Source organism: Devosia lucknowensis, assembly GCF_900177655.1.
Lineage (GTDB): Bacteria > Pseudomonadota > Alphaproteobacteria > Rhizobiales > Devosiaceae > Devosia > Devosia lucknowensis.
Window position 1 is genome coordinate 357,374 of record NZ_FXWK01000002.1, and the last position, 23,636, is coordinate 381,009.

22 protein-coding genes are annotated in these 23,636 nt (G+C 63.4%); 8 read left to right on the forward strand and 14 right to left on the reverse strand.

The genetic code is table 11. The features are described from left to right. Positions 1–18: 18 nt before the first annotated feature. A complete protein-coding gene (polA, locus tag CCK88_RS14070) occupies positions 19–2,940 on the forward strand; it encodes a DNA polymerase I (protein ID WP_086471219.1) in 2,922 nt (973 codons plus the stop codon). After that, on the forward strand, positions 2,941–3,492 hold the full coding sequence (locus CCK88_RS14075; protein WP_086471220.1) for a hypothetical protein: 552 nt from the start codon (positions 2,941–2,943) through the stop codon (positions 3,490–3,492). It abuts the gene before it with no gap. A gap of 106 nt (positions 3,493–3,598) precedes the next feature. Here the strand turns inward: CCK88_RS14075 and CCK88_RS14080 are convergent, their stop codons facing one another. Both CCK88_RS14080 and CCK88_RS14085 read right to left on the reverse strand, forming a co-directional pair. Continuing rightward, the gene (locus tag CCK88_RS14080; RefSeq protein ID WP_140048999.1) at positions 3,599–4,015 is read right to left on the reverse strand and encodes an endonuclease domain-containing protein; all 417 of its coding nucleotides are present in this window, start codon (positions 4,013–4,015) and stop codon (positions 3,599–3,601) included. A 168-nt stretch (positions 4,016–4,183) separates the two neighbouring features. Continuing rightward, positions 4,184–4,477, reverse strand: coding sequence for a hypothetical protein (locus tag CCK88_RS14085; RefSeq protein ID WP_086471222.1), 294 nt, complete (start codon positions 4,475–4,477; stop codon positions 4,184–4,186). A 163-nt stretch (positions 4,478–4,640) separates the two neighbouring features. Between CCK88_RS14085 and CCK88_RS18490 the strand changes: the two genes are divergently transcribed. Then, a complete protein-coding gene (locus CCK88_RS18490) occupies positions 4,641–4,799 on the forward strand; it encodes a hypothetical protein (RefSeq protein WP_170926497.1) in 159 nt (52 codons plus the stop codon). Continuing rightward, positions 4,783–5,241 carry a DUF1810 domain-containing protein gene (locus CCK88_RS14090; protein ID WP_086471223.1) on the forward strand — a complete coding sequence of 153 codons (459 nt, stop codon included), beginning with the start codon at positions 4,783–4,785 and terminating at the stop codon, positions 5,239–5,241. Before CCK88_RS18490 ends, CCK88_RS14090 begins: the two co-directional genes overlap by 17 nt. A gap of 20 nt (positions 5,242–5,261) precedes the next feature. On the opposite strand, the gene tsaE is transcribed toward CCK88_RS14090, so the two are convergent. The 9 genes from tsaE to CCK88_RS14135 all read right to left on the reverse strand — a co-directional run bounded on the left by tsaE (position 5,262) and on the right by CCK88_RS14135 (position 14,679). After that, positions 5,262–5,690 (reverse strand): tRNA (adenosine(37)-N6)-threonylcarbamoyltransferase complex ATPase subunit type 1 TsaE, encoded by a 429-nt coding sequence (gene tsaE, locus CCK88_RS14095; RefSeq protein WP_086471224.1) that lies wholly within the window; start codon positions 5,688–5,690, stop codon positions 5,262–5,264. A gap of 6 nt (positions 5,691–5,696) precedes the next feature. Further along, positions 5,697–8,159: a sensor histidine kinase gene (locus CCK88_RS14100; RefSeq protein WP_086471225.1), complete on the reverse strand. Its 2,463-nt coding sequence runs from the start codon at positions 8,157–8,159 to the stop codon at positions 5,697–5,699. A gap of 315 nt (positions 8,160–8,474) precedes the next feature. Continuing rightward, positions 8,475–9,878, reverse strand: a complete 1,404-nt coding sequence (gene ahcY, locus CCK88_RS14105) for an adenosylhomocysteinase (RefSeq protein WP_086471226.1) — start codon at positions 9,876–9,878, stop codon at positions 8,475–8,477. A gap of 272 nt (positions 9,879–10,150) precedes the next feature. Continuing rightward, on the reverse strand, positions 10,151–10,672 hold the full coding sequence (locus CCK88_RS14110; RefSeq protein ID WP_170926498.1) for a DUF2937 family protein: 522 nt from the start codon (positions 10,670–10,672) through the stop codon (positions 10,151–10,153). A 174-nt stretch (positions 10,673–10,846) separates the two neighbouring features. After that, a complete protein-coding gene (locus CCK88_RS14115) occupies positions 10,847–11,152 on the reverse strand; it encodes an HPr family phosphocarrier protein (protein WP_425290641.1) in 306 nt (101 codons plus the stop codon). After that, a complete protein-coding gene (locus tag CCK88_RS14120) occupies positions 11,149–11,547 on the reverse strand; it encodes a PTS sugar transporter subunit IIA (RefSeq protein ID WP_086471229.1) in 399 nt (132 codons plus the stop codon). Before CCK88_RS14120 ends, CCK88_RS14115 begins: the two co-directional genes overlap by 4 nt. A gap of 142 nt (positions 11,548–11,689) precedes the next feature. Then, positions 11,690–12,157 (reverse strand): HPr kinase/phosphorylase, encoded by a 468-nt coding sequence (locus CCK88_RS14125; RefSeq protein WP_086471230.1) that lies wholly within the window; start codon positions 12,155–12,157, stop codon positions 11,690–11,692. A gap of 9 nt (positions 12,158–12,166) precedes the next feature. Beyond that, complete coding sequence (locus tag CCK88_RS14130; RefSeq protein WP_086471231.1) at positions 12,167–13,858, reverse strand: sensor histidine kinase; 1,692 nt, start codon at positions 13,856–13,858, stop codon at positions 12,167–12,169. A gap of 104 nt (positions 13,859–13,962) precedes the next feature. Continuing rightward, positions 13,963–14,679, reverse strand: coding sequence for a response regulator transcription factor (locus CCK88_RS14135; protein ID WP_086471232.1), 717 nt, complete (start codon positions 14,677–14,679; stop codon positions 13,963–13,965). 254 nt (positions 14,680–14,933) lie between these two features. Here CCK88_RS14135 and pckA point away from each other — a divergent pair, with 254 nt between their 5' ends. After that, complete coding sequence (gene pckA / locus CCK88_RS14140; RefSeq protein ID WP_086471233.1) at positions 14,934–16,526, forward strand: phosphoenolpyruvate carboxykinase (ATP); 1,593 nt, start codon at positions 14,934–14,936, stop codon at positions 16,524–16,526. A 95-nt stretch (positions 16,527–16,621) separates the two neighbouring features. On the opposite strand, the gene CCK88_RS14145 is transcribed toward pckA, so the two are convergent. Together CCK88_RS14145 and CCK88_RS14150 are read right to left on the reverse strand one after the other, a co-directional pair. Then, on the reverse strand, positions 16,622–17,446 hold the full coding sequence (locus CCK88_RS14145; protein ID WP_086471234.1) for a cell wall hydrolase: 825 nt from the start codon (positions 17,444–17,446) through the stop codon (positions 16,622–16,624). Positions 17,447–17,790: 344 nt separating this feature from the next. After that, positions 17,791–18,486 (reverse strand): HAD family hydrolase, encoded by a 696-nt coding sequence (locus CCK88_RS14150; protein WP_086471235.1) that lies wholly within the window; start codon positions 18,484–18,486, stop codon positions 17,791–17,793. A gap of 101 nt (positions 18,487–18,587) precedes the next feature. Between CCK88_RS14150 and CCK88_RS14155 the strand changes: the two genes are divergently transcribed. Together CCK88_RS14155 and CCK88_RS14160 are read left to right on the forward strand one after the other, a co-directional pair. After that, the gene (locus CCK88_RS14155) at positions 18,588–20,066 is read left to right on the forward strand and encodes a protein adenylyltransferase SelO (protein WP_086471236.1); all 1,479 of its coding nucleotides are present in this window, start codon (positions 18,588–18,590) and stop codon (positions 20,064–20,066) included. Then, positions 20,015–20,569, forward strand: a complete 555-nt coding sequence (locus CCK88_RS14160; protein WP_086471237.1) for a gamma carbonic anhydrase family protein — start codon at positions 20,015–20,017, stop codon at positions 20,567–20,569. Before CCK88_RS14155 ends, CCK88_RS14160 begins: the two co-directional genes overlap by 52 nt. Here CCK88_RS14160 and CCK88_RS14165 read toward each other — a convergent pair. Then, a complete protein-coding gene (locus CCK88_RS14165) occupies positions 20,566–21,978 on the reverse strand; it encodes a helix-turn-helix domain-containing protein (protein WP_086471238.1) in 1,413 nt (470 codons plus the stop codon). The two genes, CCK88_RS14160 and CCK88_RS14165, sit on opposite strands and share 4 nt — an antisense overlap. Positions 21,979–22,100: 122 nt before the next feature. On the opposite strand from CCK88_RS14165, the gene CCK88_RS14170 reads away from it, so the two are divergent. Then, positions 22,101–23,633: an acyl-CoA carboxylase subunit beta gene (locus CCK88_RS14170; protein ID WP_086471239.1), complete on the forward strand. Its 1,533-nt coding sequence runs from the start codon at positions 22,101–22,103 to the stop codon at positions 23,631–23,633. The last annotated feature ends 3 nt before the right edge of the window (positions 23,634–23,636 follow it).

Here is a 23,636-nt window from a genome sequence, read left to right on the forward strand (position 1 = left end):
TGAATAGGGGAATCGTTCATGCATCTGCTGCTCGTCGATGGCTCGGGCTACATCTTCCGCGCCTTCCACGCCCTGCCGCCGTTGTCGCGCAAGTCCGATGGGCTGCCGGTCGGCTGCGTACAGGGGTTCTGCAACATGCTCTACAAGCTGACGCAGGACATGGATGGCGACGAGCCCCCGACCCACATGGCGGTCATCTTCGACGCCAAGGGCAAGACTTTCCGCGACGATATCTACCCCGAATACAAGGCCCAGCGCCCGCCGGCGCCCGAAGAACTGGTGCCGCAGTTCCCGCTGACCCGTTCGGCCACGCGCGCCTTTTCCATCCCCTCCATCGAAATGGAGGGGTGGGAGGCCGACGACATCATGGCCACCTATGCCTGCATGGCGCGCGACGCCGGCATGAAGGTCACCATCGCCTCCTCCGACAAGGACCTGATGCAGCTGGTCGAACCCGACGGGTCGATCCGCCTGCTCGACACCATTCCTCGCCCCGGCCAGCCGCCGCTCAGGTGGATCGGTCCCGACGAAGTCTTCACCAAGTTCGGCGTGACGCCCGACAAGGTCATCGACGTGCAGGCGCTGTGCGGCGACAGCGTCGACAATGTCCCGGGCGTGCCGGGCATCGGCGTCAAGACGGCAGCCGAGCTCATCAATACCTATGGCGACCTCGAGACCCTCCTCGAACGCGCCACCGAGATCAAGCAGAATGCCCGCCGCGAAAAGCTGATCGCCAATGCCGAACTGGCCCGGGTGTCCAAACGCCTCGTGACGCTCGAACGCCAGGTGCCGGTCGAGATCGATCTCGATGGCCTCGTGCGCCAGCCGATGAGCCCGTCCGCGCTGTTCCCATTCCTCAAGGCAATGGAATTCGCCACTATCACCAAGCGCCTCGCGACCCTGCTCGAGGCCAATCCCGACGATTTCGCGCCCGATCCGGAACTCGCCGCCAACAGGGACAATCCCGTTCCCGGCGCGCCGCAGAAATCCACGACGCTCTCGGTCGCCAAGGCCAAGCTCGCCGCCAATGTCGTGCCCGGCTCCGGCCCTGCCCGGTTCGCCGCCGAGGAGCATGCGCGCGTCAAAGCCGTCCCGGTCGATTACCACGCCTACGAGATCGTCACCACGCCCGACCGGCTCGAAGCCTGGATCGCGAAAATCGTCGACAAGGGGCATTTTGCCGTCGACACCGAGACCACCTCGCTCGATCCGCAGGTGGCCGATATCGTCGGCATCTGCCTTTCCACCGAGATGGGCACCGGCTGCTATATCCCTGTTGGCCACGCCCTGCCCGGCGATCTCCTAGGTGGCGGCGGCCTCGTCGAGGGGCAGCTGCCCATCGGCTTCGTGCTCGAGGCGCTGAAACGCGTCCTCCAGGATCCGGCCATTCTCAAGATCGGGCAGAACGCCAAATACGATACCGAAGTCTTCGCGCGCTACGGCATCTCCATGGCGCCGATCGACGACACCATGCTGATCTCCTACGCGCTCGATGGCCCGCGCTATAACGGCCTCGACGTCCTGGCCGACCACTGGCTCAACCACAAGACCATCACCTTCGGTGAGCTCGCCGGCACCGGCAAGGCGCAGAAGACCTTCGACCAGCTCGAGATCGCGGCCGCCGCCCGCTACGCCGCCGAGGATGCCGACATCACCCTGCGGCTCTGGCATGTGCTGAAGCCGCGCCTTGCCGCGGAAAACGCCACCACGGTCTACGAAACCCTGGAGCGCCCGCTCTCGCCGGTGCTGGCCCGCATGGAAGCGCGCGGCATCACCGTCGACCGGCAGATCCTCGCCCGGCTTTCGGGCGATTTCGCCCAGCGCGCCGCCGCGCTCGAAGCCGAGGCCCATGAGATGGCCGGGCAAAGCTTCAACCTCGGCTCGCCCAAGCAGCTGGGAGAAATCCTCTTCGACAAGATGGGCCTTGAAGGCGGCACCAAGACCAAGACCGGCGCCTGGTCGACCGGCGCCGACGTGCTCGAAGACCTGGCGCTGAAGGGCATTCCGCTGGCCCGCACCATTGTCGACTGGCGCCAGCTCACAAAGCTCAAGGGCACCTATACCGATGCCCTCCCCACCTATATCAACGCGCGCACCGGCCGCGTGCACACATCCTACCAGCAGGCCTCCGTGCTCACCGGGCGCCTCTCGTCCAACGAGCCGAACCTTCAGAACATTCCCGTGCGTACCGAGGACGGCCGCAAGATCCGCACCGCCTTCATCGCCCCGCCGGGCAAGGTTCTGATTTCGGCCGACTACAGCCAGATCGAATTGCGGGTGCTGGCGCATATCGCCGATATCCAGGCGCTCAAGGACGCCTTCGAGGAAGGCCTCGACATTCACGCCATGACCGCGTCGGAAATGTTCAACGTGCCGGTCGAAGGCATGCCCTCGGACGTGCGCCGCCGCGCCAAGGCCATCAATTTCGGCATCATCTACGGCATTTCCGCCTTCGGCCTCGCCAACCAGCTCGGCATCGAGCGCTCGGTGGCCGGCGATTACATCAAGACCTATTTCGAGCGTTTCCCTGGAATCAAGGACTATATGGACGCCCAGAAGATGCGCGTGAAAGCCGACGGCTTCGTTACCACCATTTTCGGGCGCAAGATCCAGTTCCCCAATGCCAATTCCGGCAATCCAAGCGAACGGAGCTTCGTCGAACGCGCCTCCATCAACGCCCCTATCCAGGGCTCAGCCGCCGACATCATCCGCCGCGCCATGATCCGCATGGAGCCGGAATTGGCGAAGGCGGGCGTGGATGCACAGATGCTGCTGCAGGTCCACGACGAACTGATCTTCGAAGTCCCCGAAGGCACGCAGGACCAGGCGATCCCGGTGATCAAGCGGGTGATGGAAAAGGCGGCGGAACCGGCCGTCATGCTGTCGGTGCCGATCCAGGTGGATGCACATGCGGCGAAGAACTGGGATGAGGCGCATTGAGTGGAAATTGTTCTCACGTATCGAGGCAGGATCCCATCCAAGGCTAGCAATAAGTCGGCCATTTGGGACATGCGAAAATCTTTCAACCACCAACTTCGGAAGCTGTGGGGAAAAGAACCTTTCGACGTCCTCAAGAAGTGGGAGGATTCCAACTTCACCGCTGGCGGAGCAGAGTTCCGAATTCACCAGGGCGAGCAGCTATTTGTGCCACTGTATGGCAATTTGATCGGTGTTGGGGTGGATCTAGACATCCGGCTCTTGGCCGGCATGCCCACACAGAAGGCAGTGTTAAGTTCTGGCGACCTCGACAACAGGATAAAGCGGATAATTGATGCTCTGCAGGCGCCTGCGCAGGTTGGCGAGCACATTGACGGATTAGAACCAAACGGTCGCTGGCACTGCTTGGTCGATAACGATAGCGCAGTTGTCGGGTTATCAGCAAAGCTGGGAGCTTTCCTGGACGGTGGAGACCCGTCTGAATCCTTTGCAACGATTATAGTTAGGCCAGTGCCGCTGCGCGTGACTTGGGCTAACATGAGCATGCTCTACTAGTAGTTGCCCCCACCCGGCCTCCCCCTGAAGGAGGGGGAGGGGAAGAGGTGTTCATCGAGATGCCTCCGCAAACTCGATGGGTCCCTCCCCCTTCTGCAGGGGGAGGCTAGGTGGGGGGCCCTTCCGGTGCATCCGGCTCGCCGAGAACGCCGCACAGCACCAGGAACACACCCTCAGGACTGCTCACCTCGCCATTGGTGAACCGCAGGACGCGGTAGCCGCGTCCCTCCAGAAACGCCGTGCGCCGCTCGTCATGCGCCAGTCCAGCTTCGGAATAGTGCGTATCGCCATCAATCTCGACGATGAGCTTTTTGCCCTTGCAGACGAAGTCGACGACATAGGGACCGATGGGCGCCTGCCGCCGCCAGTGCAGACCAGCCTCGCGCCAAGGATGGAGGATCGCCCAGAATTTCCGCTCAGGCGGCGTCTGTTCACGCCGCAGTTTGCGGGCGAAAGTGACCGGGCCGTCCATGAGCCCTCCTGCGCCGATCGTAGCATTGGCAGTGAGGAAGAGGACCCCCACCCGGCCTCCTCACCTCGGCTAGCTCCACTGGAGCTAGCCGCCCCACGGGATGGATCAGAGCCCTCAAGAAGGGGGAGGGGAAGAGGTGTTCATCCGAGATGCCTCCGCAAACTCGATGGGTCCCTCCCCCTTCTGCAGGGGGAGGTTAGGTGGGGGTACTCTTCATCCTCACCCCCGCATCGCCTCCGCCGCCGAGTAGAGCCGCACAGCACTCGCGTGGTTCCACTGGTCCACCGCCTCCCGCGCCGCCGTGTCCCTGCGCACAAACGCCTCGATGCGCTCCAGCCCGATATCGTCGAGGAGGTGTCGGATCGGCGACCACATGACCCAGATGGGGTTGACCATGCGCATGTGGAGACGATCGTGGACGATGTCGAAATGGACGTTGGCCGAGCGCGCCAGGTCGAGGAATTCGGCGACGGCGTCGTCGGTGATGGGTTCTGATGTGTCGGTGTAAGCCATGGGGCTGCCTCGCATTTGATACAAATGCAATGCGTTTCGCGGCGCCGGGCTCCGGAAACCGGCCGTTATGGTGAATGAAGGGTTAAGGGCGGCGGCCCGGAAGCCCGCGCTGCAACCCACGCGCGCTGGGGTCGTTGGTCCTCCATCCACAGGAGGAGACGCCATGAACAAGGACCAGAAGCCGGGCAACAGAGGGCAGGACGACGATACCAAATCGCTGGTCGAGGCGCGCGAAGAGGCCGAGCAGCCGGCCGGCGAATTCGAGACGGCGCACGATCAGCAGCATCCCAAGCCCAAGCCCGAAGATGACCAGCCAGAGTGATATCTATGGCGCGCTGATCGCCAAGTTCCTCGCAGCGCAGGACCGGGTCTATCCGCAGGCGCTGGGGGAATTGCGCGCGGGGCGCAAGCAGACGCACTGGATGTGGTTCATCTTTCCGCAACTGGCGGGTCTCGGACACAGCGACATGGCCCGGCGCTACGCGCTGGGCGATCTCGACGAAGCCGCGGCCTATGCCGCCCACCCGGTGCTCGGCGCGCGCCTCCTGGAATGCACCGAGGCCGTGTTGCTGCATACCCCGGGTAGCGTGGCGCCGCGCGATCTCCGCAGCATTTTCGGCACGCCTGACGATCTCAAGTTCATTTCATCGATGACGCTGTTCGCCCGCACCCTGCCCGACCGGCGCGCGTTCCGGGCCGCCCTCAGCGCCTTCAATGGCGGACATGAGGACGAGCGGACCGTGGCGCTGCTGGAGACGGTCTGACGCGACCGCGATGACGAGTGTCAGCGGCGGCGGAGCGTCGCCTGTCGTCCGGCGCCGCCCGGCGGAATATCGAGCGTCACGGTGACCGTCACGGCATCGCGCACCTGCGGCGCACGCTCCGCCCATTCCACCAGCACGATGGCTTCGGCGTCGTCGAGCAGGCCCAGTTCCTCGACTTCCGAGGCATCGGCCAGCCGGTAGAGATCGGCGTGCAGAACCGGCCCGCGCGGCGTGTCATAGGGCTGGAGGATGGCAAAGGTCGGCGACGGCACGTCGAGCTCGCCATCGCCGGCCAGCGCCCGGATCACCGCCCGCGCCAGCGCCGTCTTGCCGGCGCCCAGGTCGCCCTCGAGGCTGACGACATCCCCGGGCTTCAGCGTCCTGGCAAGCGCCGCACCGAATTGCGCGGTAGCCTCGTCGTCGGGGAGGAAGGTTTCGTCACCGGCCATTGGGGTCTATTCGGCCACGCCGGCCATGGCGCTGTCGAGCGGCAGGTTGACGATGATGCGGCTGCCCTTGGGCTCGCGCTTTTCAGCCGAAATCGTGCCGCCATGCATGTTGACGAAGGTGCGCACGATGGAGAGCCCGAGGCCCGCACCGCGCTGACGGCCGCCCGCGGCGGGCGTATCGAGGCGGGTGAGGATGGCCGATTTCATCTCGTCGGTGATGCCGGGGCCCTCGTCCTCGATGACGAAGAGCATGCGGTCGCCACGATGGCTGGCGACGAGGCGGATATCGCCGCCGGGCGGGGAGAAGCGCGCGGCATTGGACAGGAGATTGTAGAGCACCTGCACCATGCGCGTGCCGTCGGCGACGAAGATGGGGAGATCGGGCTCGATGTCGATGATGAGGTTGGGCGGCTCGCCCGACAGGTCGTGCAGCGAGGCGGTGAGACCGGCGCGGGCCTTTTCGACGAGCCCGGCCACGTCCTGCGGTTCGGGATTGAGCTCGGCAATGCCGGCATCGACCGAAGCGAGATCGAGGATATTGTCGATCAGCACGGCCAGCGTCACCGAGGAGGCGCGGATATAGTCGAGATATTCGCGCTGGCGCGGATTGAGGCTGTCGCCTTCGGCATCGGCCAGGAAATCGGCAAAGCCGATGATATTGGTCAGCGGCGAGCGCAGCTCATAGGAGACGTTCTCGACGAAGGCGTCCTTGAGGTGGTCGGCGGCGACGAGCGCGTCGTTGCGCTCCTTGAGCACCTTCGAATAGGAGGCGCTTTCGGTGACGTCGAGGAAGGTCATCATCGTCTGCCCATCGGGCAGGCGGGTGATGGCGTAGTCGACGAGGCGCCCGTCGGAGCGGTTGATGCGGCCGGTGCGGTCGGTGCGGGTGGGGTTGAGATCGACGATGGTTCGCTTGAGGTCGCGCCAGATGGTGGCGCCGTCCTCGGGAATGGCGCGGCCGGAGACTTCGGCCAGCTGGTCGATATGAGGATTGCTGCCCAGCTCGTTCATCGGCAGCTTCCAGAGCTTGGAAAGCTGCGGATTGGAAAGGGTCAGGCGGCCATTGGTGCCGAACACCGCCACGGCCTCGTTGAGGGCCATGATGGTTTCGCGCAGCACATTGGTGAAGGCCTTGTTGGTGGATTCGAGCTCGAGACGCTCGGTCATGTCCTCGAAGACGTAGATGACGCCGCCCGCGGGGCCCGCCGGGGCCGAGATGACCTTGATGGAGCGCCCGTCGGGCAGATGCCAGGGATCGGCCTCGTGCGGCGCCTTGCGCGCGTAGCTCTCGAGGTGCTTGGTGCGCCAGGTAAGGTAGTCGACCTGGTTGGGCAGCATGCCCTCGGTGCGCAGCTTGTCGAGGATGGCGCGCTCGTCGAGGCCGGGGGTCAGGAACTTGGCGTCGAGGTTCCAGAGATTGGCATAGGCGGCGTTGAACTGGGTCAGTTCGCGCCGTGCATTGAAGATAGCGATGGGTGTCGCCAGGGCATCGATGATGCCGCCGATATGGTTGGCAGCGGTCTCTGGCGCGGCGGCCGGGCGAGCGGTTTCGCCCTGCACGCGGAGATAGCCGGCGCGGCCGCCGGGCACCGGGAATTCCACCAGCTCGTATTTGCCATGCGCGGCGAAGTCGAGCGAGCGGCTGACCGGATCGGCCGAGGCGCGGCAGGTCTTGAGATGTCCGGCAAGGGTCGTGGCGTCGAGCAGCTCGGGCGGCGTCGCGTCAGGCGCCGGGCGTCCGAGCGTGCGCGCCAGCCCGAGATAGGCGGCATTGGCAAAGACCAGGCGATCGTCCTCGTCGCGCAGGAAGGCGGGCTTGTTGAGCCGGGCGAGAATGGTGCGGGCACTTTCCCAGGCCTCGTCGGCAACCACGGCGGCAAGGACGGGCTGCTGGCCCGGCTGGTTGTGCGCGGGCCGCAGGCGCAGCGCCACGGCACTGCCCATGACCCAGCCGTTGACCCGGACCACCCGGCCGTCGAGCGTGGCGACGCTTTCGGCAAAGGCGTGGCCGTGCATGCGCAGCTCTTCGACCAGTGCCGACAGCCGGTTGGTTTCGGCGGCGCCGAGCCAGGAATGGAAATTGAGCACGCTCTGCGGCTGACGTCCGCGCGGCAGCACGGCATCGGCCTGGCCGAGGAAGCGCGGCGCTTCATGGCCCTGCCAGAGCACGGTCAGTTCGCGACTGCCGGCGATGAGGTTTTCGTATTCGTCCACCAGGGCGCGCAGGTCGGCGATCTGCTCGGCGGCGCGACGGCGGGCGGCGCGGCTGTCGGTGAGGAGCGTGCGCACCAGGGCCATGGAGAGCAGCGCGAAACCGCCCGCGCCGATAGCGACTGCGAAGGGGGCGATGCCGCCCAGATTTGCCGGAACAAGACTTTGCGCCAGTGCGGGGACCGCCATCAGCAAGGTCAGGGGTGCCGCACCGAGTGCCGCGAATCCCAATTGTTTCCGGAATCGATCCGGCGCCATACCAGCCCTCTTTCGCTTTGTGTGCGATGCCAACCCGACCAGAATGGCCGGTACGCCCCAACTTCAATCAGGCTGCTACGCGAAACCGAAAGCGGTTCCAGCTGCCCCCAAGATCAGGCGGCGCGTCCCCTCGCCACCCGAATCACAAAGACCATAGCGGGCACGCGAATCGCGCAAAAGAGTCTTGATGGCTGTGCGTTGCGGGCAAAGGGCAAGGAAAAGGCTTGACCCATGAACGAAACAGAAACCTTTCAAAAAGGTAAAGCCCGGGACATGTCCCGGGCTTTTTTCGCACATCGTGGCCCCGGATGGACCTCAGTAGCGATATTCGGCCGACTTGAACGGACCTTCCGGCGTGACGCCGATATAGTCGGCCTGGGCCTTGGTGAGCTTAGTCAGCTTGGCGCCGAGCTTGGCCAGGTGCAGCTCGGCAACCTTTTCGTCGAGATGCTTGGGCAGCACGTGCACCTTCTTCTCGATCTTGTCGCCATTGGTCCAGAGCTCGATCTGGGCCAGGGTCTGGTTGGAGAACGAGGCAGACATCACGAAGCTCGGGTGGCCCGTGGCATTGCCCAGGTTCACCAGGCGCCCTTCGGACAGCAGGATCAGGCGCTTGCCGTTGGGCTGCTCGATCAGGTCGACCTGCGGCTTGACGTTGGTCCACTTGAAGTTGCGCAGGCCCAGCACGTCGATCTCGTTGTCGAAATGGCCGATATTGCAGACGATGGCCATGTCCTTGAGATTGCGCATGTCGTCGACCATCAGCACGTCGCGGTTGCCGGTGGCGGTCACGACGATGTCGGCGCGATGGGCAGCGTCCTCGAGCGTCACAACCTCGAAGCCTTCCATGGCGGCCTGCAGCGCGCAGATCGGATCGACTTCGGTGACCAGCACGCGGGCGCCGGCGCCGCGCAGCGATTCAGCCGAACCCTTGCCGACGTCGCCATAGCCACAGACCACGGCGACCTTGCCGGCCAGCATCACGTCGGTGCCGCGACGGATCGCGTCGACGAGGCTCTCACGGGTGCCGTACTTGTTGTCGAACTTGGACTTGGTGACCGAGTCGTTGACGTTGATGGCCGGGAACGGCAGCTCGCCCTTGGCGTGCAGCTGATAGAGGCGCATCACGCCCGTCGTGGTTTCCTCGGAAACGCCGCGGATATTGGCGCGGATGGTCGAATAGAAGGTCGGGTTGGTGGCCAGGCGCTTCTTGATGGTGGCGAAGAAGATTTCTTCTTCCTCGTTGCCCGGCTTGTCGAGAATGGACGGATCCTTCTCGGCCTTGGCGCCCGTCAGCACCAGCATGGTGGCGTCGCCGCCGTCATCGAGGATCATGTTGGGCGTGCCGCCATCGCCCCATTCCATCATGCGGTCGGTGAAGTCCCAGTATTCCTGCAGCGTCTCGCCCTTGTGGGCAAAGACGGGAATGCCGGCGGCGGCGATGGCGGCAGCAGCATGATCCTGGGTCGAGAAGATGTTGCACGAGACCCAGCGCACGTCCGCGCCGAGCGCCACAAGGGTCTCGATCAGCACGGCAGTCTGGATGGTCATGTGCAGCGAACCGGCAATGCGGGCGCCCTTGAGCGGCTGGGCGGCCGCATATTCCTCGCGGATCGCCATAAGGCCCGGCATTTCGATTTCGGCGATGCTGATTTCCTTGCGACCGAAATCAGCGAGGGCGATGTCCTTGACCGCGTAGTCGGTCGGGCTCTTGGTCATGGGTCGGGCTCCGGCGGGATAGGTTTCGTTGCCCCCTCCTATACGGGAGTGGATGTTACCGATCAATGACGGATATAAAGGTTTTGTTATATGGCTTGAGGTGGCGGTTTCTCCGCAGTGAACAACTCGGGCAAGAAGGCTCCCACATCCACGGATCCGCCCTCGAGCTCGACCCGAGGGCCACTCAGAACGCGGTGGATGTTCATGCAGGTCCTCGGGTCAAGCCCGAGGACGGCACGGTAGTGTTGATGTCTCCGGAGCAAGCTACAAGGCTAGGCCCGTGTCACCCGGATCCTGCTTCGCCCCCTGCCCCGACGGAACGGCAGAGCGCAAACCCGGACCAGCGCGGACAAAACCAGATATCCCATGATGAAGCCGGCTCCGGCATAGAGAATGCCTTCCACCGTTACCGGCACGGCCGGCTTGTAGTTTTCAAGCGTTCGGCGGCCGATATCGCTGTCGAGATAGGCCGGAAGCGATTGGAAACGCTGGACCGGGCCAGCGCCCTGGATCTCGGCAAGCGTCGTGTTCAGCTGCTCATACCGCTGGAAGGTGGCAACCATGGATGTGCCGCGGCCGGCGAGGAAGTCGTCATTGGACACCGAGTACCGAGCGAGCGCCTGCTGCCGATCCAGGCCGCCCGCTTCCGCAGCCCGGTCGAAATCCTCGGTAATGACGCGCAGCTCGTCGACCGCGCCGCCAAGACGTTGCGTATATTGCTGCGCATATTCGGGAAACTGGCTGAGCACCAGCGCCAGGGCGATACCGCCTGTACTCGCTATAAGCCGCCTCAACACACCCTGGCTCCCCGTTCGCCTCGCTGTACCATTACTCAAGCAAAAGGCAGGAAAAAGTCACGGGTTCCATGGCGCTTCGCGCACCGGCCCGACCATGTCCGGCACAATCGCATCGACAGAGGCTGTCTTATGCCAGGAACGGGCTGCCCGAACGTCGCGTCCCGTCGTCTCTCAGGCCTCTGCCCCGTCCACGTCCTCGTCGAAACCATTGTTGACCAGTTCGACAATGGCTTCGAGCGCTTCCCGCGCCTGCTTTCCGGTCGCTTGCACGAGGATGGTAGAGCCCGGTCCCGCACCGAGCATCATGAGACCCATGATGGAGTTGCCGGCTACCGAGGTGCCGTCCTTGATCACCGAGATCGACGCATCGAAGCATTCGGCCGTGCGCACGAACCGCGCCGAGGCGCGGGCATGCAGGCCCTTGCGGTTGACGATGGTGAGTTGCTGGGCAACGGCCCGACTGGCGTCCACTGTCAGCTACCCAGAATGGTATTGGCGACGGTGATGTATTTCTTGCCGGCCTCCTGGGCGATGGCGACGGCGTCTTCCATGCTCATTTCGCCGCGAACCCGGCCCAGCTTGACCAGCATAGGCAAGTTGACGCCGGCGATGACCTCGACCTGCCGGTTCTGCATCACGGAAATGGCCAGGTTTGACGGCGTGCCGCCGAACATGTCGGTGAGGATGATGACACCGTCCCCGCTATCGGCCCGGTCGATTGCCTTGAGGATATCTTCCCTGCGGCTCTCTGCATTGTCCTCGGGCCCAATGGCTATGGTCTCCACATATTCCTGCGGACCGACCACATGTTCCATCGCCAGCTTGAATTCATCAGCCAGCGCGCCATGCGTCACCAGAACCAAACCAATCATGCACATTCCCCAGACGGTCGTCGCAGCCGGAATAGCCGGTCGCGGCAACTCTTGCGTCCCCCGTTCGCCGCTCCGCCTGGAGCCCGGTGGCAAACGGCGGACAGTCTTGTCCCCATCGCCGTGGGTTGCAAGGGATAATTTGTCACGGTGCGGCGTGTTGCAGGCTTGCGCGCACCGCTTCGGCAGCCAGCAAGATCTGATGGCCCAGACTCACGACTCCCGCCTGCGGGATCGGGGCGCGCGGCACAACGCGGCCCAGCACCTCGGTTTGCAGCTCTTCCTCCTCGACCATGCGGGTGAGTTCCGGGACGAGATCGATCACGAGATCGAGCCTGGCCTTCTGCCGCTGGGGCCGGCTGACAATTCCGCGACCGCGCAGTTCGATGAGGCCAGCCAGCTGCGGCGGGGCCAGCATCGCGATGCTCTCGCCCTCGAGTACCAGGTCCACCCGGTCATCCGAGACCAGGAGCGCATCCAGGCCGCGACCTTCCCAGCGATCGAGCAATGCGAGCGACAATGTCGATTTTCCCGCGCCTGAAGGACCGCGCAACAGAACGCCGGTTTCACCCAGGACAAGGCCTGTCCCATGCACGTTGACTGGTTTGTTCATCGCCCAAGACTATTTGCGGGCCCGCGGCAGCACAATCGTGAAAATGGCACCAGACCGGTCGGTGCGGTTCTGTGCACGGATTTTTCCCTTGTGGGCATCGACGATCTGCTTGGAGATCGAGAGACCAAGTCCGGAGTGATTGCCGAAGCCATCGCCCTCGGGACGATCTGTATAGAAGCGCTGGAAGATCCGCCCGACGTCGCCGGTAATGCCGGGGCCTTCATCGGTGACGGTGACGGTGATGGTTTCGCCCTCGGTGGACAGGGCAACCGTCACTGTTCCGCCGGTCGGCGAGAAGGACACTGCATTGTCGATCAGATTGGCAAAAACCTGCGCCAGCCGGCTCTCGTGCCCGCTGACCATGGTCGAGCCGCGACCTGTGCGCTTGCCCATCACCACCTGAACGTCGCGGCCGGCGGCAACGTCCTTCTGGATCGCCACCATGGCCGTCGCCAGCTTTTCGACGTCGACGCGCTCGGCACTTTCGCGGGCCAGCTCGGCGTCGAGACGGCTGGCGCTGGAAATGTCGGTGATCAGTCGATCGAGGCGGCGAATGTCGTGCTGGATGATGTCGTTGAGGCGCTCCTTGTCCTCCGGCTTTTTCGCCAGTGGCAAGGTCTCGACGGCCGAGCGCAGCGAGGTCAGCGGGTTCTTGAGCTCATGGGCGACGTCGGCGGCGAACCGCTCGATCGCCTCGATGCGGTTGTATAGGGCGTCGGTCATGCGGCGCAATGCACCGGACAGATGCCCGATCTCGTCTGGCCTGTCGGTCAGATCGGGAATTTCGGCGCGGGCATCGCCTGCAGTCTGCACCCGTTCGGCAGCCGCGGACAGGCGTCGCATGGGGCCGGCAATCGTGCCGGCGAGCAGCAGCGACAGCACCACCTGCACGCCCGCTGCGATCATGGCGATCCGCAGGATACTCCAGCGCTCCTGCGCCACCACGGCATCGATATCTCCGGGCTCGGTGGACAGGAGAATGGCGCCAACGATGGCGCGCAGGCGCTGCACCGGCACTGCGACGGAGACGACGAGCTCGTTCTGTGAATCGACCCGGACGAAATCGGCTGGAGCGCCCTGCAAGGCCGACGCGACTTCAGGATAGCGCGTCCCTTCGTCTGCCTGGTATTCCTGGTAGGTCGGGTAATTGCCACCTGGCGCCCATGTGAAGAGCGCATTGAGCCAATCGAAGACAAAGAAGTCGCCGTCGTCGGACGGGGCGGCGGCTTTGCTCAGCACCTCGCCGCGCGCGTAGAGGTTCTCGCTGTCGAGGATCAGCAGCCCCTGACCGTCATAGATGCGTGCGCGGGTCCGCGTGGGCGTGATCAGGTTGCGCAGCAACGGTGCGACGCTCTCGGGGTTGATGGGGAATTCGAGCGTCGGATCGAAATAGGAGAAAGGCGAGATATTGCCCGCCTGGGCGTCGAGCAGCCGGTCGGGATCGACGGAGATGACATCGCTGTCCACCGTGGCCGACGCGGCAATGGCCGCGGAGATGATTTCGCCCTGGACGCGCAGGGATTGCACCCGCGCTTCGATGAGGCCTGCGCGCCACTGGTTGAGGTAGAGAATGCCCACGACCAGCACCAGGAGGCCGGCCATGTTCAACACCACGATCCGGCGCGTGAGGCTCGAGAAGATGGTGAAGTCGATGAAGCGGCGAATGCCGTCGAAGACCTTGATCAGAGGCTTGAGAACCATGCGCCAGCCCCTCCGGCCGGAACGCTGTGCGTCCTCGTCCGAAGCCGGACCCTGACGGGGTCCGGGATCAGCAGCATGCTGGTCTAGGCTGGCCACGAGGGTCCTTATTGCTCCTTGAAGCGATAACCGACGCCGTACAGCGTTTCGATCATCTCGAAGTCGTCGTCCGTTGCCTTGAACTTCTTGCGCAGCCGCTTGATGTGGCTGTCGATCGTGCGATCGTCGACATAGACCTGGTCATCATAGGCCGCATCCATCAGCGCGTTGCGCGACTTGACGACGCCGGGTCGCAGGGCCAGGGCCTGGAGTATGAGGAATTCGGTGACGGTCAGGGTGACGCGCTGCCCCTTCCAGGTACAGGTGTGGCGTTCTTCGTCCATCACGAGGTTGCCGCGTTCGATCAGCGCCTTGCTTGGCACGGGCTCGGCACCGCCGGTGACTGCACCGGTGGCATCGCGAGGCGCGGAACGGCGCAGGATCGCCTTGACGCGTTCCACCAGCAGGCGCTGGCTGAACGGCTTGGTGATGAAATCGTCGGCGCCCATCTTGAGGCCGAACAGCTCGTCGATTTCCTCGTCCTTGGAGGTGAGGAAGATCACCGGGACATCGGATTTCTGTCGCAGGCGGCGGAGCAGTTCCATGCCGTCCATGCGTGGCATCTTGATATCGAGGATGGCCAGATCCGGCTTGTCGGTGGTCAGGCCTTCGAGGCCGGATGCGCCATCGGTATAGGTGGCGACCTGATATCCCTCGGCTTCCAGGGTAAGGGAAACAGAGGTGAGAATATTGCGGTCGTCATCCACCAGAGCGATCTTGGGCATGAACTGCCTTTCTTTTCGTGACGCTAGCTTCAAGCGGCGCACCGGCGTGCCGGATGCGCCTTTCGAGCGACTTTGCAGGCGACAATTACGTACTAAATAAGGCGCGTCCCGATCTGGCGCCAGTGCCGGATGGAAAATGGCGCCGATGAGACTTCCGTCTTACGACCCATTGCCGGATGGCTGATGCCCATGGCGCGCCGGTATTTTGCCCGCAATAACCGACCTTGTGAGGTCCGGTGCAGCGGAGACAGAATATGCCGGCGTTCGATCATAAAACTCTCAGGACAAAAGTCGCGAGCGCTGCTGCTTCGCTCAGCGATAACGCCATTGCCCCAACCCTGGTTGCCGCAGCCGTCGGCGCCGGCGGCGCGCAGCTGACAGCGCATGGCGCCCTCAGCGTCGAGACCGGCGCCTTCACCGGCCGCTCGCCCAAGGACAAGTTCATCGTCCGTGACGCGCTCACCAGCGACCGTGTGTGGTGGGACAATTCGGGTGCCCTTGCTCCCGAGCAGTTCGACCTGCTGATGGCCGATATCGAGCAGCACCTGGCGGGGCAGCCGCTGTTCCGGCAGGACCTCCTGGCCGGCGCCGATCCGCAGTTCCAGTACGACGTCACGGTGCTGACCCCCAGCGCCTGGCATGCGCTTTTCATCCGCAATCTCCTGATCCGGCGCGACGATGGCATTCCGGCCTCGGATGACGCGACGCCCGTCACGATCCTCCATGCACCGCTGTTCCAGGCTGACCCGGCCCGGCATGGCAGCCGCACCGACACGGTGATCGCCCTCGACATGAGCCGCAACATCGTGCTGATAGCGGGCACGCGCTATGCCGGCGAAATCAAGAAGAGCGTGTTCTCGCTGTTCAACTTCCACGCCCCCGAGCAAGGGGTGCTGCCGATGCACTGTTCGGCCAATCTCGGGCCCGACGGCGAGGCCGCCCTGTTCTTCGGCCTTTCGGGTACGGGCAAGACCACGCTCAGCAACGACCCCGCGCGTCCGCTGATCGGCGACGACGAGCATGGCTGGAGCCCAAGCGGCGTCTTCAACCTCGAAGGCGGTTGCTACGCCAAGACGGTGAACCTGTCGGCAGAGGCTGAACCCGAGATCCACGCGGCGACGCAGCGTTTTGGCACGGTTCTCGAGAATGTGGTGCTTGATGTTAACAATATGCCAGCATTTTCCGATGTAACGCGAACTGAGAACACCCGCGCGGCGTATTCCATCGACGTTTTGCCCTCGATTGCACGAGGAAGTGTGGGAAAAACGCCGAAAACGGTGGTGTTCCTGACCGCCGACGCCTTTGGGGTTTTGCCTCCGCTGGCGCGGCTTTCGCCGAACCAGGCCGTCTATCATTTCCTTTCGGGCTACACGGCCAAGGTTGCGGGTACGGAGCGCGGGGTAACCGAGCCGCAGGCGACGTTTTCGGCATGCTTCGGGGCGCCGTTCATGCCGCTCCATCCCACGGTCTACGGCGAGATGCTGGCAAAACGCCTCGCTGAAAGCGGTGCACAAGCCTGGTTGCTCAATACCGGATGGATCGGTGGCGCCTATGGCACCGGCAAGCGCATCGACATTGCGTCCACGCGCCGGTTGCTGACGGCCGCACTGAATGGCGAGCTCGACCACGTCGACATGCGGTTCGACCCGCTTTTCGGCTTCGAAGTGCCCATGAATGTACCCGGCGTCGACGACCGCCTGCTCGACCCGCGCCAGTGCTGGGCCGACGGTGAGGCCTACGATATCCAGGCCGCCAAGCTGGTGGGCCTCTTCCGCAAGAATTTCGAGAAGTTCGGCCCGGAAGCCGACGCAGATGCCGGCCCACGCCTGCAGATGGCGGCCGAATAGCAACGGGGTCGGGCAGACCGCATCAAACAAGAAGGGCGCCGACGAGGCGCCCTTTTCGTTTGCCGCAGCCGACTGTCGTCTCCGTCAACGCGACCTCAATTCGGCGAATAGAAGATGTGGCTATCGACAACGGCGACACGGCTGAAGGTATTGGCCCAGGACGGGCGAACGGCGGTCGTGTGGTAGTAAAGGGCTGAACCAGGCAACACGCCGATATCTTGGCCCTGCGCAAACTCCGCATAAACCTGGCGCGCCAGGTCCTGCGAGCGCAGCCAGGCCCGACGTTCGCCGGGAGTATCGTCCCTGCCGTCGCAGGCGAAGGTGAACTGGCACCGATAACGGCCCTTGTCGGCGTTCTGGTAGATCACGCCGCACAGGGTCGACGGGAATTTGTCGGACCGGGCGCGGTTGACGATGATGTTCGCCACGGCCATCTGGCCGGTCGCGCTTTCGCCGCGCGCCTCGTGATAGATGGCCTGAGCCAGGCACTCACGTTCGCCATTGGCGTACTCAACCCGCTTTGACGTCGGCTGGTAGCCAGACTGGATGTAGTCGGCCAGCAGGTCGCTCGTAACAGACGGAAGAGCCGGCGCCGAGGGCTGGGTGAAGCTTGCGATGGCGGACAACGCGGTATTGTCGCCGCCGAAGGAACCGCGACCGATATAGCTCAGCAGCACGTCAGTGGTCAGCTCGGGCTGCGGACCTGCCGTGGTGACATCCACGGAACGGAGCTCCTGCTGGCGCTTGACGTAATTGGCAAGCAGCGCGGGAGTGAGCTTCTGCTGACCGGGAGCGAGGGCAACATCGGTGGGACCGATGGCCGGCTGCAGGCGCAGGCTGGTAAGTTCGGCGGGAACAGGAGCAGGCAGGGTGACGGGTGTATCGGCACGCGCAGGCGACAGGGTCACGAACAGAACCATTGCGGCGGCGCCGATTGCCAAAGCAGGCGAAACAGCGCGCGCGATTTTCCGTTGCCAGCCTGTCGTCAACGTCTAGTCCTTACCCCTGGGCCCATCCAGTGCTTCCGGCGGGCCTTCTTTCAGGAGGCCCCATGCAAGGCCTCCGCACTTCCCGGCAGCACACTAGCCAAGGCGACGCCGGGAGGGAAGTCGAAATTTACTGCTGGTTAACCATAGCTCTTAGCGACTTAAGGCAGAGTTAACGGACCCGGAAGCCCAGGAAAACCCTATAATTCTCCGAGGTTTGGACGTGCTCAACCGAACCTTGACGGCTTCGTTAAAGGTTTAACGATCTGCACGGATGGTTAATTGTGATCGAAGGCCGCGAGGTGGACATCGGCCAGGCTCGGCATGATGAACACGCCGAGAGCGTGGATCTCGTCACTGGGGCTGACGAGGTCGGGGACCATCACCGTCTGCATGCCCGCGGCATGGGCGGCATGAACGCCAGAGTGACTATCCTCCAGCGCAAGACAGCGTCCCGGCTCAACGCCGAGACGCCGGGCGGCGGTGAGATAGGGCTCAGGATGCGGCTTGGGGTTGACCACGTCGTCCCGCGTCACGACGGTTTCGAAGAGGTGCAGCAGTCCTGCAGCCGTCAGGTGGTGCTCGGCATGCGGATTGCGCGAGGAGGTGGCAACTGCGGTGGGAATTCCGCGGGCCCGCAATTCGGTGATGAATTCCACAGCACCGGGTTTGACAGGCACCCCGCCATGGCTGCGCTCGCGCATGGTGACGCGGCACCTTTCGTCGAAGAGTGCATAGGGAAAGGCCACACCGTAGGATTCGATCAACAGCTTCTGGGTGCGCTCATGGCTACCCCCGACCATCGAGCGGTGCACATCGTGCGTCATCTCGAAGCCCAGTTCGGTGCAGACATCGAAGACGATATCGCGGAACACGGCTTCCGTATCGAGCAGAGTACCATCCATGTCGAAGATGGCGGCGTCGAAGGGCGCCAGGCGAAGGGCGGAAGCAGCGGCGGCAGATGCGGTGGTCATAATCCGTCTATAGGCCGATTTGACGACAATCGCCAGACAGACCCATGCAAGCCGGCCTTGCAGGCGACGAACGCAATGCCGTCTGGTAGCGTTGCACCGACATGACCCAGTTTACTCCCTCAAAAGCGCACGAAGCCCTCGGACCGGCCTTCTTCGATCCCGTCGACCCCGCAGATTTCCCACGAACGGTGTTGCGGCATCGAGACCAGCGCTGGGCCGACCGGATCGGGCTGGGTGCCCTGGACGATGCGCAATGGCTCGCGCATTTCGGGCGTTTCACCGCCCTTCCAGGCTCGCTTCAGCGCCCGCTGGCCCTGCGCTATCACGGCCACCAATTCCGTTCCTACAATCCGGAATTGGGCGATGGACGCGGGTTTCTGTTCGGTCAATGCGTGGATCCGGTGGATGGACGGCTTCTCGACTTCGGCACCAAGGGCTCAGGCAAGACGCCCTGGTCGCGCGGCGGCGATGGCCGGCTGACGCTCAAGGGTGGCGTTCGCGAAGTGCTGGCGACCGAAATGCTGGAGGCGCTGGGCGTCTATACATCGAAGAGCTTGTCGCTGGTCGAAACCGGCGAAGGGCTTTATCGCGGCGACGAACCATCCCCGACACGCTCGGCGGTGCTGACCCGCCTGAGCCACAGCCACATTCGCATCGGTACGTTCCAGCGCCTCGCCTACCTCGAGGACACCGACAACCTTGCACGGCTCGTCGACTATTCCATCGCCTCCTACTATCCACATCTGGCCGACTCCCAGGACAGAGCCGCGGCACTGCTCGGCGCGGTGGTGGCCAATGTGGCGCGACTGGGTGCGCAATGGATCGCCGCCGGGTTCGTCCACGGCGTGTTGAACACTGATAATATCAACATCACTGGCGAAAGCTTCGACTACGGCCCGTGGCGCTTTGTGCCCCATTACGACCCCGAGTTCACCGCGGCCTATTTCGACGAAACCGGCCTTTATGCCTTCGGCCGTCAGCCCGATACGCTGGCGTGGAACCTTACGAGGCTCGCCGAATGCCTCCTGCCGCTCTCCTCGATCGAGGCACTCGAGCCCCCACTCAATACGGTGTGGCCCGTCTTCCGCGAAGAGTTACCGCGCCAAATCCTGCGCCGCCTGGGCCTTGAACCACGAGACATCGAACGGGATAGCGCTTTTGTCACCGCGATCTTCGGCTTTCTCTCTGCGACCCGAACACCCTACGAGCAGTTCTTCTTCGACTGGCGCGGCGGCGCCATCGGTAGCGAGCGGGCCGCCGCGAGCCCCGCATCAGAATATTACATGAGCGATGCGTTTCGCCCGGTTGCCGACCTGCTTGAAGGTTATGACGCCAGCAAGGACGTCAATCTCGATCACGCCTATTTCGCCCGCAAGGCTCCACTGACCATGCTGATCGATGATGTTGAAGCGATCTGGGCGCCGATCGCGGAACATGACGACTGGAGCCGTTTTCACAGGACGCTCGACGAGATTGCGCAGATGCGCGACGCTTATGGCATAAGGCCCCGACTGCAGGAGGACATGCCATGCCAATCTACGCCCTCGATGATTTATCGCCCCGCATCGATCCGGCAGTAGGCTGGATCGCACCGACAGCCGTGCTGATCGGCGACGTGGTGGTGGGGCCGGATGTCGGCCTCTGGTTCGGCGCGGTCGCGCGCGGCGACATCGAGACCATCACGATTGGCGCGCGCAGCAATGTGCAGGAAAACTGCGTTCTGCATACAGATCGCGGCTTCCCTCTGAACATAGGTGCCGACGTTACGATAGGGCATGGAGCCATCATTCATGGCTGCACCATTGGAGATAATTCGCTGATCGGCATGGGCGCCACTGTTCTCAACGGCGCTGTGATCGGAAAGAATTGCCTTATCGGTGCCAACGCCCTGGTCACTGAGGGCAAAATTATCCCCGACAATTCGCTGGTCATGGGCGCACCGGCCAAGGTGATCCGCCACATCGACTCCGAAGGCGAGGCAGGCCTCGCCGCCTCCGCGGAGCGTTACGTGCAAAACGCCCGGCGCTACGCTGTCGGCCTGAGGCCTGCCAGTGATCACGGACCGGACTTCGATCCGGCCTAGCCGATCTCGTAAGGAACCACGCTGCGCCGATCGGCCGGCACCGATATGCTCGCGGCAAGGGGCGGCACGGCACGCTGCGGACAATTACGCCGCTCGCAGATGCGGCAGGATATGCCGATGGGATCGAAACCGGCCTTGGCCATGTCGAGGTCATCAGCGTAGACAAGCCGGCCAGCGTGAGAGATTTCGCAGCCTAGCGCGTAGGCATATCGCCGAACCACACCCCTGTATCCGCCAACGCGCTTTTCGTAGCTCCAGGCGAGACAGAGATACTGCTTGCCATCGGGTGTCTCGGCGAGTTGACGGATGATCCGACCATGCGCCTCGAATGCGCGATGAACATTCCAGAGCGGACAGGCTCCACCAAAACGCGCGAATTGCAGCGCCGTGGCAGAATGGCGCTTGGTGATGGTACCGGCTGCGTCGACACGGGCGAAAAAGAAGGGCACGCCCTTCTCGCGCGGTCTTTGCATGGTCGAAAGCCGGTGCGCCACCTGCTCGAGACTGGCCCCGAATACGCGCGCCAGTTCTTCGATATCGAAGCGATATGCATCGGCTGCCTTCAGAAAAGCGCCATAGGGCATGTGCAGGGCACCCGCGAAATAATTGGCTAGCCCCATCCTGGCGATGGCGCGGGCCTCCGGCGCCTTGAAGTTGGCGCCGTCGAGCAAGGCATCTAGCAGGGTTGCCTGCTCGAGACCGCACAGCACACTGCCGATCTGGAAGAACTGACTTGCCGGCTCAAGGTGAGCATTGACCCAAAGATCGCGATTGGCGCGATCGAACACGACCAGGCGGTCGCGCTCGACCGAAGCACTCAACACGACGCGGATATTGTGCATCTCGGCGCAATAATCGATCAGCCGACGCAGCCGGTCGGGCCCGAATTCGCCCAGCTCCGCGGCCAGAGCTTCGGCAGCGCGATCCAGCGGATCGATGTAGTTATCGGCGTAATGAAAGAAATCACGCACTTCCTCGTAGGCCGTGGTCACGCCGCTCTGCGGATCGCGGGACAGCGCGGCGTCCATGCCGGCAAGCTTTTCGTTAGTCTTGCGATAGGCCTCATAGAGCGCAAGTACTGCCCTTGCCATGTCCGGCGCATTGCTGGCGACGGACTTCAGCTCCTGAAGGTTTGGCACGGCCTCGCCGAAGACCGGATCGGCCAGCGCCTCGCGCAGGTCCACCACCAGCCGGTCGCTCGCATCGGTTGCGAGGCTGGAAAGATCGAGGTCGAAATTATCGGCAAGAGCCAGCATGACGGAGGCCGTCAGCGGCCGCTGATTGGATTCGATCTGGTTGACGTAAGACGGCGAGATGTCGAGGCGCGCCGCAAGCTCCCCCTGTGTCAGGCGATGCTGCACACGGAGCGCACGAAGCCTGGCGCCTGCAAAGACTTTCCTGGGCGGCACTTCACAACTCCACAAATTCACACAATCGAGGCTGTGTGATTGTAGCAGCCTTGCTCTTTCCTGTCTTGGGCCCGGCCGTTGAAGTCGTTAAAGTCCGCCCGACCGTCTAGTGGAGGCCGCCCATGCAGAAAATCCTTTCCGCGCTCGAAGATCGCCGCGCCGAGGCGCGGCTGGGTGGGGGGCAAAGGCGCATCGATACCCAGCACGGCAAGGGCAAGCTCACGGCCCGCGAGCGTCTCGACGTGCTGCTCGATGACGGCAGTTTCGAAGAATACGACATGTTCGTCACCCACCGGGCCACCGACTTCGACATGGAAAAGACCATCATTCCAGGCGATGGCGTGGTGACCGGCTGGGGCACGATCGAGGGTCGCCTGGTCTATGTGTTCAGCCAGGATTTTACCGTTTTCGGTGGCTCGCTCAGCGAAACGCATGCCAAGAAAATCTGCAAGATCATGGATCTGGCCATGCAGAATGGCGCGCCGGTGATCGGGCTCAACGATTCGGGCGGCGCCCGCATCCAGGAGGGCGTGGCGTCGCTGGGCGGCTATGCCGACGTGTTCTGGCGCAACGTACAGGCTTCTGGCGCCATCCCGCAGATTTCCGTCATCATGGGACCCTGCGCCGGCGGGGCCGTCTACTCGCCGGCCATGACCGACTTCATCTACATGGTGGAGGACACGAGCTACATGTTCGTCACTGGTCCGGACGTGGTCAAGACTGTCACCAATGAAACGGTGACCCAGGAAGAGCTCGGCGGCGCGTCGACGCATACGAAAATCTCGTCGGTGGCCGACGCAGCCTTCGCCAACGACATAGAGACGCTCCTGGAAGTACGTCGGCTGTTTTCATACCTGCCGCTGGCGGCGGGCCAGAAGCCGCCGCGTGTCGTCACCCACGATCCGATCGACCGGCGGGACGACAAGCTCGACACCATCATCCCCGATAGTGCCAACAAGCCCTACGACATGCGGGAGGTCATCGTGACCGTGGCGGACGAGGGCGACTTCCTCGAGATCCAGAAGGATCATGCCGGCAATATTCTTTGCGGGTTCATCCGGCTCGACGGCCACACCGTTGGCGTTGTCGCCAACCAGCCGCTGGTGCTTGCCGGTTGCCTTGATATCAACGCGTCCAAGAAAGCCGCACGATTCATCCGCTTCTGCGACGGTTTTGAAATTCCGATCCTGACCTTTGTCGACGTGCCCGGCTTCCTGCCGGGGGTGGCGCAGGAATATGGCGGCATCATCAAGCATGGCGCCAAGCTGCTGTTCGCCTATTCGGAGGCGACCGTGCCGCTGGTCACAGTCATCACCCGCAAGGCCTATGGCGGCGCCTACGATGTGATGGCATCCAAACATATCAAGGCTGACGTCAACTATGCCTGGCCCTCGGCCGAGATCGCCGTGATGGGCGCCAAGGGGGCGACGGAAATTCTTTATCGCTCGGAACTGGGCGACAAGGAGAAGATCGCCCAGCGCACCGCCGACTATGAAGCGCGCTTCGCCAACCCCTTCGTCGCCGCCGAGCGCGGCTTCATCGACGACGTCATCATGCCGCACGGCACACGGCGCCGGGTGATCAGGGCCTTTTCGACGCTGCGGCACAAGACCAGCAGCATGCCGAAAAAGAAGCACGACAACATTCCGCTGTGAGGC

What these genes read in the sequence shown, in the direction of transcription:
- CCK88_RS18490 (WP_170926497.1), top strand. Translation starts at nt 4,641, where the DNA reads ATGAACAAGGACCAGAAGCCGGGCAACAGAGGGCAGGACGACGATACC.
- CCK88_RS14160 (WP_086471237.1), top strand. Translation starts at nt 20,015, where the DNA reads ATGCCAATCTACGCCCTCGATGATTTATCGCCCCGCATCGATCCGGCA.
- CCK88_RS14125 (WP_086471230.1), bottom strand. Translation starts at nt 12,157, where the DNA reads ATGAACAAACCAGTCAACGTGCATGGGACAGGCCTTGTCCTGGGTGAA.
- pckA (WP_086471233.1), top strand. Translation starts at nt 14,934, where the DNA reads ATGCCGGCGTTCGATCATAAAACTCTCAGGACAAAAGTCGCGAGCGCT.
- CCK88_RS14090 (WP_086471223.1), top strand. Translation starts at nt 4,783, where the DNA reads ATGACCAGCCAGAGTGATATCTATGGCGCGCTGATCGCCAAGTTCCTC.
- ahcY (WP_086471226.1), bottom strand. Translation starts at nt 9,878, where the DNA reads ATGACCAAGAGCCCGACCGACTACGCGGTCAAGGACATCGCCCTCGCT.
- CCK88_RS14170 (WP_086471239.1), top strand. Translation starts at nt 22,101, where the DNA reads ATGCAGAAAATCCTTTCCGCGCTCGAAGATCGCCGCGCCGAGGCGCGG.
- CCK88_RS14145 (WP_086471234.1), bottom strand. Translation starts at nt 17,446, where the DNA reads ATGGTTCTGTTCGTGACCCTGTCGCCTGCGCGTGCCGATACACCCGTC.
- polA (WP_086471219.1), top strand. Translation starts at nt 19, where the DNA reads ATGCATCTGCTGCTCGTCGATGGCTCGGGCTACATCTTCCGCGCCTTC.
- CCK88_RS14130 (WP_086471231.1), bottom strand. Translation starts at nt 13,858, where the DNA reads ATGGTTCTCAAGCCTCTGATCAAGGTCTTCGACGGCATTCGCCGCTTC.
- CCK88_RS14085 (WP_086471222.1), bottom strand. Translation starts at nt 4,477, where the DNA reads ATGGCTTACACCGACACATCAGAACCCATCACCGACGACGCCGTCGCC.
- CCK88_RS14150 (WP_086471235.1), bottom strand. Translation starts at nt 18,486, where the DNA reads ATGACCACCGCATCTGCCGCCGCTGCTTCCGCCCTTCGCCTGGCGCCC.
- CCK88_RS14155 (WP_086471236.1), top strand. Translation starts at nt 18,588, where the DNA reads ATGACCCAGTTTACTCCCTCAAAAGCGCACGAAGCCCTCGGACCGGCC.
- CCK88_RS14100 (WP_086471225.1), bottom strand. Translation starts at nt 8,159, where the DNA reads ATGGCGCCGGATCGATTCCGGAAACAATTGGGATTCGCGGCACTCGGT.
- tsaE (WP_086471224.1), bottom strand. Translation starts at nt 5,690, where the DNA reads ATGGCCGGTGACGAAACCTTCCTCCCCGACGACGAGGCTACCGCGCAA.
- CCK88_RS14120 (WP_086471229.1), bottom strand. Translation starts at nt 11,547, where the DNA reads ATGATTGGTTTGGTTCTGGTGACGCATGGCGCGCTGGCTGATGAATTC.
- CCK88_RS14135 (WP_086471232.1), bottom strand. Translation starts at nt 14,679, where the DNA reads ATGCCCAAGATCGCTCTGGTGGATGACGACCGCAATATTCTCACCTCT.